The sequence below is a fragment of the Capnocytophaga sp. oral taxon 903 genome (genome assembly GCF_013394785.1).
Classification (GTDB): domain Bacteria; phylum Bacteroidota; class Bacteroidia; order Flavobacteriales; family Flavobacteriaceae; genus Capnocytophaga; species Capnocytophaga ochracea.
The window spans coordinates 2,560,005-2,573,671 of the sequence record NZ_JABXYW010000002.1; the positions used below are offsets into that span (position 1 = coordinate 2,560,005).

The window sequence follows — 13,667 nt, forward strand, 5'->3', positions numbered from 1 at the left end:
AAAAAATGAGCAACATCAATCAGAAAACCCTCACAGAAAGCGCTACCACAGCCGCCGGCGTAGTAGCTGGCGCTATGGTATCACGCGTTGCCGCCGATAAGTTATCCGGTGTGCTTAAAAAACCCGCCATACGCCACGGAGCTCTTGCTGTACTTGGCGTAGTACTCGCCGCTTATAGCAATCCGAAAGAAACCAGTGGCAAATTTATTCAGAGTGCCGGAGCTGGTATGGCAGCTACACAAATTACCGAAGTGTTAAAAAGTGTTTTTTCTCCTAAAGACAAACCAATGAATGACGGTATCTTGAAAACCGCACTCGGAGCCCCAGAAGAAACTACTGTGTATGTAGATAGCAGTAGCGACTACGATTACTACCCATATGAAGAGGTAGAAGATATTGATAATCCGTACATAGAGAGCGAACCTACAACAGGATTTCTTTCTGGTGCAGACCTTTTCGCAGAAGCGTAATTACAATAAACGAATAAGTGATTACAACCTAAAAGATTAATAATTAATAACTCAAAAAAACAATTTAAAATGAACGAGTATTTCACCAACGAAGAGCAATACACACGTGTTGCGACATTTCTTTCACGCCAAGCGGGTAAATTCAACCTTTCACCCGATGTAATGGCACGTATGAAACCTACCCCAAGCGAATTGTATGTTAATGCACAATTCACAGCAGGCGGTAACATACCACTCCTTAACGGTAATTCTACCCAAGAAGTAGGTGTAACAAACCTTGACGGAAACCGCCTCGATAATGGACGATTCTTCGTTATTGACGCTGTTACCGTTAAGTATGGCGAAGCAGCTGCTGGTAAAAAGGTGTGGGAAGTAGCTTATAATAAGGAACTTCCTGCTGAATTGTTAGCCTCTCACTTGGTTGTTCGCCAAAATGGAGAAGTAATTGTTAAATTGCCAATCTCAAGCATTGATAATGCCAAGAAATCCGATGATTTTTACAGAAAACTTGGTGCTTTAGCAGTTATCGAGCCAACTCAAACAGTAGATATCACCATCGAAACCCCCGCAGGTAGTACTATTACTCCTGCCACAAGTGGAGAAAAATCATTTGTTCAAGTTCTCTTGAAAGGTTTCGAAACCTACATTAAACGATAAGAGGAAGTGTTTTTTTGTCTGTTTGCCAGTGTGCTATTTTGCACATTGGCAAATCGACAAATTTACAAATTAATTAATTGACAAATCTACAATTTAATATGACAAGTAGTATTATCACAAACCGCGTTAAGGTACATATTCCCAGCGGACAAAAAGCCCAAACCGAATACGTTACCTTAGAAAAGGGTAAATGTGTCGGAGTACACTTTGTGCCATTTAAAAATTACACTCCCGAATTTGCCGTCGAAATGAGCGTGAGAGACCCTCAGTCTAACTCAATCATTGAGCCTGTAGATTATCGCGATTTTGAGCACAAAGGAGGTGGTTATATACAAGGTATGAAACAAGTAGGCTTTGAGTGTAATAACAACAAATTCCAAGTAGCTGTATTAGCTGATGAAAGTCTTACCGATGATTTTATCGGCGAACTTATCTTTACTATCCAGCGCGATTGCAACTGTAACCAAGAAGAGCAATGACAAAAGGACTATTAACACGTATTCGTATCACTGATGACACTGTTTTCAATTTGTTTGAAGACACGAAAGGTCAAGGGGCTATCGGCATAACTATTCGTAACGATGGTGAGACCTCTTTTATTATTGAGGACGGCGTTAATGAAGAATTTGCACCGAAAGAGTACTTTATGTGTGAAAACACAATACCTGTTATTAATACCGCTTTTCGTGTTTCTTTCAAAAAACAAATAGGTAAAGTCAATAGTGCTATAATGAGTTATGTAGTTCCAATAATAGAGAGTAATAACAATAATATAGAAAATTAACAATGGAAACACCCGCAGAACGTATCGAGCAATTCCTATCCGAAAATCCCGCTAACATTATCACTGTAACACAAGGTACCGCCCGCTTAGCAAAGGAGGTCGCTCCTAAGTATGGTTTTAGCTTGCAGGATATTCATACGCTTTACGGCTCTGTTGATGATTTTCTTAACTTTTTGCCCTCTAAAGGTTTTACTAAGAACGTAAAAATAGACCTTAAACGCCTCTACGGCGCGGGAGCTAAGCAAACAACTTACAAAATAGAAACCCTCACTCTTAATTTCAAAAAAGAATCAAGTATGCCCAACGAAAACACACCTCCACAATCTATATCTTCTACACCAATAGCACCGGCTCAAACAACAATGCCTACACAACCGACTGCTATGGGCTACCCTATGGGGCTGGGATATACACCAGTAGCTACTACAGAATGGATTAGTAGTAAGGTTATAGAGGAGCGTTATAGAGACCTATTGCGAGAAAACGACGCTTTGCGTGAAGACAATAAAGATTTGCGCAGTCAAGTACGCACCCTCAACGAGGAAAAATCCTCTCTAAAATTGCAGTTGGATACAGCAGACAAGAAGCACGAGTTGGCATTAAAAGAGGAGTTGTTGAATAAAAAAGGTTTCTGGGAAAGCCCTGCCTTTGAAAAAGTAAGTGAATCACTTGGAGCTATAGTACCTTTGGTAGCCGAGAAAGTGATGTCAGCTCCAGCCTCCACTACTACACCCGTAGCAGCATTAGCAGGAGCTAATCTATCACCCGCAAAGAATGAATTTATTAAGCTTATCAGTGACCCACAAATTACCGATGAGCAAATAAGTGAGTTATATGAATATCTAATCAGAAACGATGAACAAACAGCAAGCAATTGAAAAATTAGCACAGTTAGATGAAAAAGTATTAGTGCGGTTAGCAAGTCTTTCCGACAATAAAAAAGCACTTAGCTATTTCTCTAATAGCATTCTTTGGAATGCTTTAAAAGCATTCTTAAAGATTTAGAATAGTTTCTAATCCTTAAAGATATGAAAAATAAAAAAAACACCGAAAAAAATAAACTTTCCGGAACTGTCTCAGCGATTGTAGCTCAAGAAGCTGTTAAGAATAACAAAACAGCAATTACAACTACTATTAATGTAGGTTTTATATTATTGGGGCTTACAGTTGTGAGTATCGCTGGTTATTCTTTTTACGCGTTCTATTGGAAAAATAGGTTCAAAAGGTGGAACTATGACCCTAAATCACCCGCAAGTAACGTGTCTCCTGTTGCAGCAAAAGCAAAAGCCGACGCACTCTATACGGCAATGAAAGGGGCAGGTACTGACGAAAAAACAATTTTTGAAACACTTGCAGGAGTAAATAAGAATGGTTTTATAGCTGTATATAATGCTTTTGGTAAGAGAGAGCCAGGAGGTATATCTATATCATTAGGAAACAGAAACTACGAAGACTTAGTAAGTTTTTTACACGGTGACCTTAGTAAGACAGAACTTGAAAGATTAAGACGCGTGTTAGGTCCCGCAGGAACTTTATTTTAAACTATATTATATTATGGACGTAACAAAGAAACAAGCATACATAATAGGAGGCATTGCCTTAGTAGGTTTAGGTGTTGGCGCTTATTTTCTCTTCTTCAAAAAAGAAAAAGGAGAATACGACGCAAGTATAGCTAATCAAGAAGTTCCCGAAACTACATTGCCCAGCGGTGTAAAAGTAAAAGCTACTGACGCATACAAGCAAGAACTTATTAAGTTTAGCAGGAGCAGTAAGATAAGAGAAGTTACTCGTGCAATACTTACAGAGATGAATCACAATTGGACATCTCGCAACAAGGACCAGATAAAGAGTATTATCTACAACAATATTCAAGACGACGAAATGATGAAAGTGCTTAAAGGCTATTTCGGCTGTCACACATTTACAGGCAGGTGGTTTGCCAACAAACGAATGGACTTAGTCGGCTGGATAAAAGAGGTGTTCTCTGGCGATGATTTGAAGGACTTGCTCACAAGATACCCTACCTTGAATTATCACATTAATTGTCCTCCGCAAAAAACTATTAAAAAATAGAGCTATGAGAAGTATATTGCAAAATTCCCAAACTAACAAAACTGTAGAAGTAGGAATGATTAATCAATTTTCAAAAAATTGCTATATGAATATAGATAAAAAAATACGTGTTCTTGATTTTAAAACCAAGAAACCGCTAATAGGCGCACACATTGTGAATTTATCGCAAAAAAACGTAGGCACAACAACAGATAACAACGGTTATTTCCTGTATAAAAACCTCAGAGCAAAAGGTACAAAACAAGAAAAAATACAAGTATCGTATTTAGGATACGGTACTTTAGTTGTTACTGCTCATTCTCTGTTAAGTGCAAAAATATTGTACTTAAAGGAGAAAATAGAAGAGTTGCCAGGAGTTACCGTCACCAATAAGCCACAAGAGCCTAACAAACAGGTGCCAACAAATCAAGCTACAAATACCCCCACACCCGAACAAAATAAGAAAGTAGAGGTGCAACCTTCTCTTAACGATAAGGTGAAGAATAGTAAAAGCTGGATATGGATAGCAGTAGCTGTGTTAGTAGCTGGTGGTGTACTATACTTTAGTAGCAAAAAGAAACCTAAAACTTTATAACAATGGTAGGAAAGTTCAATAATAACATTACAATACAAGGCGGTGGAGGAAACGGAAACACTCCAAGTGGTAGAATTGGTGGTATTCCTGTAGTAGAGGTAACCACACCACAGTATACCGTAAAAGAAGAAGATATGGGCTGTGTCTTTTTAGTGAGGGAAGATTGCACTTTTGATTTTACAGACATCAACCAAACGGCTATTTTTTTATTTTATCATATTTCTATTGATATAAATAATAAAATTAATAGTCACACATTTACTTGTGTAGCAAATAATAAAGAAGTAGTAGAAAGAGAACGTTTCTCTCCCTACTCCCCAATTGATTTTTTGCCTGTAGCTGTTATGGTGTATAATAACGTTGTATATGTTCGTTCAAATGGTGGATATCCTTCATAAATTTTAAATAATGCAAGATTTTTTCAGTAAATATAGTTTTTTTCTGTTAGCTGGTGCTATTGGTGCGGCTATTAATAAATTACGAAAAGCAATGTCGTGGAAGCGTTTTTGTCGTTCGTGCGTCATAGCTGTTTTTACCTCACTATGTGCTGGTATTCTTTTTTTACATTTTTTTCAGCTACCTATTCCGGTAGTCAATGCCCTATGCGGTATCACAGGTATATTCTCGGAATATATACTTGACGAAATTGAAGAAATGATAAGAAACGCTTCGGATTATCTGAAGAAAAAGTTTGAATAATTAATACAATTTACTATGAAAAATAATGCTTTTTTGTTGTTTATGTTATTTGCTGTGTGGATTATAGGATGTCGTACCCATAAGGTAGCACAACAATCTACAAGTACTTTTCAAATAACAAAAGATACTGTCTATATAGAGCGCTCTAATCCAGTTCACGACACGCTATACATTACTGTACCTACCATTCGTACAGTACGTCCAGAGTGCGATTCTCTATGTCAGCAAGAACTACAACGCACTCTTGCACAACTCGCTACGGCTAAGCAAGCAGGAGCCAACAGTTACGGTGTGTATTACGATAAATATCGCCAACAACTCGTACTTTATCAAAATTTAAAAGAACAGTATGATACTTATCGCTCACATCAGGAGCAAATGCAAACCTCATTGTTCAAGCTACAACCAGTTCCTTACGTGCCCACGTGGGCTAAAATATTAGCAGGCATAGGCGTATTAGTTATTATATATATCTGTTATAAAATAACCTCACTAATCAAAAAAAAATAAAATGAAAGCAAAATACCTTATCATCGGTGGAACACTGGTAGGAACCATAGCCTTAATGAGCTTTATCAAAGCCAAAACCGCACAAGCCAAAGACGTATTCGAAAAAATACTCTTCAAAGTAGGCTTTCCCAAAAACTTTGATATAAGCACCACACGCCTGCGCTTCTATATCGATTTTATGCTACAAAACCCAACCGCACAAGATTTCACCGCTCGCACCGGTAACCTTATACGTGCAAAAGCCTACCGCGTATACCGTGGCAATGAAATTGTAGCTTTTGGCGATTTAGGTAACATCGACGGTGTAGAATTGCCCGCTGGCGGTAGCTATACATTTAAAAACATTTATGTTGAAATACCCTCCACCGACCTTGCCAAACAGATACTAAATGTATCGGGCGGCTTTTCAAGCTGGGGAAGTCTACTGAAAGGAGCTTTTTCAAAAGACAAAACCGACGCTAATAGCACCCAAAATTTTGTAAACACCCTCAAGGCTAACAGCCAGCAATTTTTAAAAGAATTGCGCTACGAAGTAGACGTCGAGGGATTTGGTCAGTTATACACATTTAACAAAAATATCATCTAACCTATGGACTTACGCGGAAAATCAAACATCAGAGGGTTACGCAACAACAACCCTGGCAATTTGGAAAAACGCACCACACCTTGGCAAGGTAAAGTACCTCATAGTAAAAACACCGACGGACGTTTTGAACAATTCGAAAGCATAGAAATGGGCTTACGTGCTTTAATGATAAATGCTCGTACCCTAATCAATCGAGGAAAAAATACCATAGAAAAACTTATCTATACGTGGGCGCCTCCTTCCGAAAACAACTCAAAGAATTATGCAGACTATGTAGCTAAGCAAATGGGAATTGCCAAAGACAAAATTTTTGAAAAACTTGATAAAGACTTTTTCATACGTTTAGCCAAAGCTATAACAGCAGTTGAAAATGGCGAAAACAGTCTTAAGCAAATACCTAACAGTGCTTTTGAAAAAGCCCACAGCCTTATGGGAATCACTCAATATATCGCCGAAAAAAAAAAGGAATAGTAGCGATATTAGCCGTTGCTCTACTCATTGGTGGCGGTTATTACTGCTATAAATATATAAAAATAATAGATAATGGCAAAAAAACAAAGCAACCCACAAGAGCTCCAAAAGCAAAATAGCACCTATTGGAAAATATCCATAGGGCTTTCAGCAATTAGTGTGTTAGTAATGCTCTACCAAATACATCTACAAATGCAAAAAAAGAATGCAAATTAAACCTATCATACAAGGATACCGTAACGCCGTCTTCCGCGACGACATACATATCGAAGCCGAAGCTACCCGCCGTATCGAAATCTGTAACAACTGCCCCTTGCAAAAAACAATAATGGGTGTAAAATGTTGTAGCGTTTGCGGGTGCCCACTCGCAGGACTCACCCGTCAAAACACCAAAGTTTGTAAAAAATGGAAAAAATAACAATATTATGAGTTTTTTTAACACTATAAAAGCTGTACAAAGTCTAAATCAAACAACAACTCAAAGCAACAAGGATTTAGACACCAATAACCTAACCACACACACTACAGAAGAGTTAGAAAATTATATCAGTACCCATCAACCAAAATTTGGTGAGTATCGTCGTGTATATGAGCTTTGGCAAGTACAAACAGAAATAGCAAAACGTAAAGGCTTACCGCTACCTGAAAAACCTAATAATCCTTTTGCAGATTTTGGAAAAAACAATAAAGAGACTCAACAGATAAAGGAATCAAAATCACAACCAGCTAAAAATAATACTAATGCCTTATTGTGGATTGGAGGAGCATTTTTAGTAGCTTATATATTATTCAGAAAATAATACTATGAAAGAATTTATCGACTTACATAACCGCACCACCACACGCGACGAAATACAAGCTGTTATAGACCTTGCCAAAGAACAAAACAACACCGAAGTAATATATCGCCTATCCAAGATTCTCAACGATCACCCCGATAGCAAACGCTTCAATATCAACATCATCAACTACCCGCAAGAAACTGACAACCAAACAGCACTTGCGGGCACACGCCATTCTGTCGACTACCGCGAAGCCCTCGACGAAAACGGACGCCTAAAAAAAGGCTGGAAATTCTCTAACGGACAAGTTGTAAAAGTAACACATAAAAAAGCTCCTGATACTCCCTCAACTGAAGGAAACAAAGAAAATAAACTATACAAGTTTATTGTTGTAACAGGACATAATTTTTTAGGAATATACTCATATAACGATCCTAAAATTGAAGGTTTTTGGCAAACAAATAAGACTGATAATGGTATTCAGATTTTTACAGCAATTTCAAAAGGAAAAAAAATCACCAAAAAGAAAGGAATTAGTTTGATTTTGCAGAAATACACTGAAGGTAAAGATTTTATCTTTGTCGAATATGATTATGCTTCCTTAAATAAATATCTCCTTCTATTAGAAAAACCTATTTTAGGACTTAGTGTAGCAAATGACGAGCTAACATTTCTCGCCGCCGCTGGTATCGACTACTTCCCCGAAGCCCCAGATGACCAAACACAAGGGCTCGGAAAGCCAGTGCCCGCAGCCGATATATACAAAATGGTAACCGATAAAATAATCGGTATGCTAAAATCAGCCAGCCCCACCGACTATCACCGCGCGTGGAAAGACGACGCTTTCTTTATACCCCTCAATTACGAAAGCAAAAAACCATATCGAGGCGTAAACCGCCTATTGTTGCAAGAACGCATAGGCTTTGCAGGAGCGTTTCGCAACCCCTACTTCCTAACATTCAAGCAAATCAAAAAACACAGAGGAACCCTAAAAAAAGGCGCAAAAGGCTATGAAGTAATATATTACTCAATCCGCTATGTTGTCCCAGCCGACAAAAACAGCGGACGTAAAGCCTTTTCTTCTACCAACGCACAAAAAGTACTTGATTTCTTACACAAATACAAGTTATCAGAAGACATTGTAGGGCGTATCCCAATGATACGCTATTACAACGTATACAACGGAGCAGATATAGAAAACATAGACTTCAAGTTAGACGAACTCCAAATCGGTCGCGCCGTCCCCGATAGCGCCACTGAAAACCGCGCCGCACAACTCATAGTCGAAAACTACCCCAACCCTCCCGCAATCAAGAACGAGGGCAACCAAGCCTATTACAACCCCGCCAGCGACTATATAAAGCTACCCAAACAAGAGCAATTCGATACCGTAAACGACTACTACCGCACCCTATTCCACGAGCTCACCCACTCCACTGGGCACAACAAGCGACTAAATCGAGGAATACACCTAATGTTAGAAAAAGACGATTACGCCAAAGAAGAGTTAGTAGCCGAATTTGGTGCCGTATTCCTATCCGCTTGGGCAGGTATAATGTGGTACAACAACAAAAACCACGCCGCCTACCTCAAAGGCTGGAACAGCGCAATCAAAGAAGCCCAAAACGACAACAAATTCCTAATGCGCGCCGCCTCACTTGCCCAGCAAGCCACCGACTATATCCTTGCACTGGATAAGGACGGCAACCCCGCTTTTCTCAAAAAGCTACAACCCAAAAAAGCCCCCAAAAACACCTCGCAAACTCCCACCGACAAGTCCGCCCCGTCCGACTCGTCCTCAAATAAAAACACCAAAAAAAAAGCCCCTCGTACCACCCAGTACAAAGGCGTAAAAACCATACCCCTAACCGACCTATACACCGATGAAAAACGCTTTCAAAACCGCAAAAAACTCAATGAAGAAATAGTCGAAAACATCGTCAATAACTTCAAACCTACCGACCTCGACCCCTTAGTCGTATGGTACGATGAAAAGCAAGGAAAAACCTTTGTACTGGCAGGACACCACCGTTACGAAGCCCTAAAACGTTTAGGACATAAAACCGTACCCGTAAAATACGCCAATGATGATTATCCCACTGAAGCAGAAGCTATTCGTTACGCCAAAGAAATAAGCAATGCCAACCGCACCTTAGAAGAGCCTTACGAACGCGCTGCAATCTATAGCAAATACCGCGATGAGGGATATAGTGAAAAAGAAATCAACGAAAAAGCCAATATCGAGGGAAAAAACCGCTCATATATACTCAACCTATCGTGCCTAAACCCCAAAGGCAGTACGATGAGCACCCTCGTACAATTCAGCCAAACACAAAGCAAAGCCGACAAAAACGAAATTGAACGTATTGCCGACTGGATAGGGCAAGCACGCCGTAACGCCCCAGAACTCACCAATGCACACGAGCAAGAAATGTTTGATTTTCTAATGAATAAAGAAGCCAGCAAGCGCACCAGTACCAAAGCTAAATTCTTAGAGTATGTACGCGCCTGCTGGAATCCTTTTGCCCCAAGCGAACCCCTAAACCTCGCCCGTATGAAATACCAATCAGAGGGCGAAAAACAGTACGACGAAGAAGTCGAAAACCTAAAAACACAAATCAGCACCTATCAAGGATATATTGATAACCTAAAAGATAGGTTTATAAACCCCTCCAATAAGGACTTTGTAAACCCCACTGCTCCAGATTATATGGCAGTGAAAAAAATCGCCGACGACAAAATCGCCGAATACAACACCAAAATACAATACTATCAGTCCCAACTAATGAAAGTCTATCAAAACAAACAGACCTATATAAAACCAACGGGACAAACAGCACTTTTCGGCACCCTCCCAACTTTCAAAACACGCAAAGAAGCCAAAAAGTATTTCAAAGCGTGGGCTTCCAAAAACCTAACAGGTAAAAAAGTATATCATAAAGAACTTGAAAAATATGTAGTATTCAGCAGTAGAGGAATAGACCACGTATTGTCAAGTAATATATCTTTCAACAAAATGAGACTCATTTTGCAAGCTGAAGAAATGCTCAAAAACTCTCATTTGATAGCCTTTGAAGAAGATTATAAAAAGAGAAACAACATTAAAGGTGTTTACAGAATGCGCTCTAATGCAATCCTTGAGGGTGAAGATATTAAAGTAATACTTACGCTAAGAGAGGGCGAAAATGGAGTAATCTACTATGATCACAAAATAGAAGAAATAAAAGAGAGCACTACCCCACCACGAAAGAGCCTTGCTAATCCGTTCTGTGGCAATAGTGCTCCCACCAATACCCCTGCAAAAACCGTGCCTAATTCAGCACTGTCAGCCCCCGAAGTATTCGTAGACCACACCCCCGAAACGCCTGCACCCTCATTCGTAACTCGTAATTCATCATTGCTCAACCAAATGCGCTCCCTACAAAACCGCACCTTTGAAACCTTTATAATTGCTAACCCACAAATGCAAGCCTTTCTCGGCGATGTAGAACGCAAAAACACTGGTAGCACGGCGATCACAATCACGGGTGGTGCTGGTAGTGGTAAAACACGATTTGCTTTTCAATTCATCAACGCCCTGGCACAAAACTACAAAGTAGGACACGCCAGCCTCGAAGAGCAACCAGACAGCAAGCTGTATTTCGACAAGGTGCACCAATACTTAGACGAAACTGCACAAGCCAATGTCGAAGCTCCCGAAATAGAGAATATGCAGGACCTGCAAGCCCTCATTCAGCGCAACGATGTAATTGTAATCGACAGCTTCACCAAAATTCGCGAATGGGACAGAAACTTCCTACTCGATAGAGATTTGCGCAAAAAGTACAACGGCAAGCTATTCCTAATCATATTCCAGCAAACCAGTGCAGGCAATATGCGTGGCGGAAGCGAATCAGAGTTCGACGGCGATATAATTCTATTCACCAATGTATTCCCCGACTATCGTGAGAATTACATATACCCGTCCAAAAACCGCTACAACAGTACCCCGCGCGAACAATTGCGCTACAGTGTATATTACCAGCAACTATTACCCGACGAGTCCTCTCCGTCCGAATCGTCCCCAGCAACAAGTAACACCTATGAAGTAATTTATTAGAACCACAGTAGTAACCAATAAATAATTATTTAGTATGGCAACAACCCGCAAAGTAGGCTTAAAAGCCAATGGCAAACTAAAAAAAGGATTCCGTTACAACGAAAACGGGCGCATTGTAAAAGCAAAACCCACTACCAAACGCAAAAAACGCTAACAATCCCTTTTCTCCAGCCCCGTAAGGCTGTTTTTTTTTGCTGCATACAAAATTATTCCGCCCTACATACAACAAAAAACCGAGTTTATATGCAAATTGTATGCGCTACAATCTTCTATATATCAATTCTTTACAGCTATAAAAATCACCTGCATACAAAACATACACTAAAAACACCTGTTTTTCACCCTCACGCACACACACGCACATATACACCCACACAAACGAACGCATTCCCCTTGGTACTCCACAAACCTCACCTACATACAATACCCATTTCCACCCCTGCTATATAACTTAAAAAGGGTGTTTTTCCCTCTTGCATACAAAACTACCCGCGCCCAAAAGGTATTACATACAATGAAAAAATAGATTTGTAGGTGGTTTTGTATGTTTGTTGGTGTGTTGTTTTTCAGCGTTTTATATATGTTTTTTAACCTTTGCATATAAAACATACACTAAAAACAGCATTTTCACAGCCTCACGCACACACGCACACACATATCAGAACGCAAACGTGGCACTCTTCACCATTTCATCGGCAAATTTATTACGGGCGGTGTAGCTCTCAGTGATCTTCAAATCGTAGTGGCGGGCTTGGTCACGCACCTTAATAGCAGGAATGCCAATATTGAGAAGGTCGGTAATACCCGTGTCCTTAAGTGAGTAGAATTGAAATTTACTATCAAACTTATGTAGCTTGCGAAACTTTGCCCACTCGTCCGAAATCTTTTTAGGCGTTATCGGTGTAGGACCAGCTTTAAATTGGTTAGACCCAAATAGGTAGTCGCTATTCTTCGCCTTGGTAAGGTGCTCGGCGAGGTCAGGCAAAAACACATCGGGTATGGTAACGCTTTCGGTTTTTCGGTTTTTAGAATTTGTGCCGTCAATTACTATATAGCCACCGTACAAATGCACATCACTTACTTTCAGCTTTGTCAGTTCAGTGCGCCGTATAAAGCAGTAGTAAGTAAGCATACAAAGTACATAGTAATGAAAATTCGTCTCACGTAGTGTCTTCACTTTAGCTTTAATCTCCACAGATAACACTTCGCGCTTCTTTTGCACTTTCGCTTTTGCTTTAATACTCTCAGCAGGGTTTGCATTGATAAAGTTTTTTGTTTTGCACCAAAGAAAGAAAGTATTTAAGAATTTCAAGTGATTATTATAGGTACGCGCGCTGTTTTTTCTATCGTAGAACAAATAATCTAAATAATTCTGAATTAAAAATGTATCTATTTCGATTACAAACTTAACTGATAGCTTTTTGTCTTTTAGGTATTTTAGGAATAAATCAAGGAAAGACTTATAAGAGCGCAACGTATCTGTACGTTTTACTCCCTCTTCTACTTCACGTTCTTGCATTTTAAGAAATAAATCAGCACAATATTCTAATGATTTGTATTTTACATTTGTATCCTCATAGAAAGGAGACCAGCCACTATCCAGTTTTTGATTGATAGAGGCAATCATCTTTTTGGCGTACTTTTCACGCTCGCGGGCAGGCGATATAGGAGGCACACGCTTACGGAAGCGTTTAAATTCTTTTTTTGCTGGAAATTTAGCAAAGAATACAACGCGCCATTCGTTATTATGCCCTTTTTGCAGTTCGGCAGGCTTATAATCAACGTATATAACACGTGATGAGGTGTTTTTTTCAGTTTTAGGCATTTTTTTATTTAGGGCTACCTCCCAGCACTTTAAAACGTGCAGAGAAAAAGCCCCAAATTTGACCCAGTTATTTTAAGAAGTTAGGCGTAATTAGTTGATTATCAAACTAATTACGCCTATTTTGTAGCGGGAACTGG

The 13,667-nt window shown here is 39.5% G+C and carries 19 protein-coding genes; 18 read left to right on the plus strand and 1 reads right to left on the minus strand.

Annotated features, from left to right (window positions below):
• The first annotated feature begins 5 nt into the window (after positions 1-5).
• From HW279_RS10755 to HW279_RS10840, 18 genes are all read left to right on the plus strand, one after another.
• Complete coding sequence (locus HW279_RS10755) at positions 6-470, plus strand: hypothetical protein (protein ID WP_178958989.1); 465 nt, start codon at positions 6-8, stop codon at positions 468-470.
• Positions 471-539: 69 nt separating this feature from the next.
• Positions 540-1,127, plus strand: coding sequence for a hypothetical protein (locus HW279_RS10760; RefSeq protein WP_178958990.1), 588 nt, complete (start codon positions 540-542; stop codon positions 1,125-1,127).
• Between the two features lie 98 nt (positions 1,128-1,225).
• The gene (locus HW279_RS10765; RefSeq protein ID WP_178958991.1) at positions 1,226-1,606 is read left to right on the plus strand and encodes a hypothetical protein; all 381 of its coding nucleotides are present in this window, start codon (positions 1,226-1,228) and stop codon (positions 1,604-1,606) included.
• A complete protein-coding gene (locus tag HW279_RS10770; RefSeq protein WP_178958992.1) occupies positions 1,603-1,911 on the plus strand; it encodes a hypothetical protein in 309 nt (102 codons plus the stop codon). Before HW279_RS10765 ends, HW279_RS10770 begins: the two co-directional genes overlap by 4 nt.
• A gap of 2 nt (positions 1,912-1,913) precedes the next feature.
• Positions 1,914-2,789, plus strand: a complete 876-nt coding sequence (locus tag HW279_RS10775) for a hypothetical protein (protein ID WP_178958993.1) — start codon at positions 1,914-1,916, stop codon at positions 2,787-2,789.
• Positions 2,767-2,916, plus strand: coding sequence for a hypothetical protein (locus tag HW279_RS10780; protein ID WP_178958994.1), 150 nt, complete (start codon positions 2,767-2,769; stop codon positions 2,914-2,916). Before HW279_RS10775 ends, HW279_RS10780 begins: the two co-directional genes overlap by 23 nt.
• 23 nt (positions 2,917-2,939) lie before the next feature.
• A complete protein-coding gene (locus HW279_RS10785; protein WP_178958995.1) occupies positions 2,940-3,452 on the plus strand; it encodes a hypothetical protein in 513 nt (170 codons plus the stop codon).
• Between the two features lie 13 nt (positions 3,453-3,465).
• Positions 3,466-3,984: a hypothetical protein gene (locus tag HW279_RS10790; RefSeq protein ID WP_178958996.1), complete on the plus strand. Its 519-nt coding sequence runs from the start codon at positions 3,466-3,468 to the stop codon at positions 3,982-3,984.
• 85 nt (positions 3,985-4,069) lie between these two features.
• Positions 4,070-4,558 carry a carboxypeptidase-like regulatory domain-containing protein gene (locus tag HW279_RS10795; protein ID WP_255495820.1) on the plus strand — a complete coding sequence of 163 codons (489 nt, stop codon included), beginning with the start codon at positions 4,070-4,072 and terminating at the stop codon, positions 4,556-4,558.
• A 2-nt stretch (positions 4,559-4,560) separates the two neighbouring features.
• Positions 4,561-4,956 carry a hypothetical protein gene (locus HW279_RS10800; RefSeq protein WP_178958998.1) on the plus strand — a complete coding sequence of 132 codons (396 nt, stop codon included), beginning with the start codon at positions 4,561-4,563 and terminating at the stop codon, positions 4,954-4,956.
• A gap of 10 nt (positions 4,957-4,966) precedes the next feature.
• Positions 4,967-5,257 carry a hypothetical protein gene (locus tag HW279_RS10805; RefSeq protein WP_178958999.1) on the plus strand — a complete coding sequence of 97 codons (291 nt, stop codon included), beginning with the start codon at positions 4,967-4,969 and terminating at the stop codon, positions 5,255-5,257.
• 15 nt (positions 5,258-5,272) lie between these two features.
• Complete coding sequence (locus HW279_RS10810) at positions 5,273-5,767, plus strand: hypothetical protein (protein WP_178959000.1); 495 nt, start codon at positions 5,273-5,275, stop codon at positions 5,765-5,767.
• Between the two features lies 1 nt (position 5,768).
• Positions 5,769-6,353, plus strand: a complete 585-nt coding sequence (locus HW279_RS10815) for a hypothetical protein (RefSeq protein ID WP_178959001.1) — start codon at positions 5,769-5,771, stop codon at positions 6,351-6,353.
• A 3-nt stretch (positions 6,354-6,356) separates the two neighbouring features.
• Positions 6,357-6,824 (plus strand): hypothetical protein, encoded by a 468-nt coding sequence (locus HW279_RS10820; RefSeq protein ID WP_178959002.1) that lies wholly within the window; start codon positions 6,357-6,359, stop codon positions 6,822-6,824.
• A gap of 72 nt (positions 6,825-6,896) precedes the next feature.
• On the plus strand, positions 6,897-7,040 hold the full coding sequence (locus tag HW279_RS10825; protein ID WP_178959003.1) for a hypothetical protein: 144 nt from the start codon (positions 6,897-6,899) through the stop codon (positions 7,038-7,040).
• Positions 7,030-7,242, plus strand: a complete 213-nt coding sequence (locus tag HW279_RS10830; RefSeq protein ID WP_178959004.1) for a hypothetical protein — start codon at positions 7,030-7,032, stop codon at positions 7,240-7,242. The genes HW279_RS10825 and HW279_RS10830 overlap by 11 nt, the downstream gene beginning before the upstream one ends.
• A gap of 7 nt (positions 7,243-7,249) precedes the next feature.
• Positions 7,250-7,624, plus strand: coding sequence for a hypothetical protein (locus HW279_RS10835; protein WP_178959005.1), 375 nt, complete (start codon positions 7,250-7,252; stop codon positions 7,622-7,624).
• A gap of 4 nt (positions 7,625-7,628) precedes the next feature.
• Positions 7,629-11,705, plus strand: coding sequence for a zincin-like metallopeptidase domain-containing protein (locus HW279_RS10840; protein WP_178959006.1), 4,077 nt, complete (start codon positions 7,629-7,631; stop codon positions 11,703-11,705).
• A gap of 658 nt (positions 11,706-12,363) precedes the next feature.
• On the opposite strand, the gene HW279_RS10845 is transcribed toward HW279_RS10840, so the two are convergent.
• Positions 12,364-13,530, minus strand: a complete 1,167-nt coding sequence (locus HW279_RS10845; protein WP_178959007.1) for a tyrosine-type recombinase/integrase — start codon at positions 13,528-13,530, stop codon at positions 12,364-12,366.
• Positions 13,531-13,667: the final 137 nt, after the last annotated feature.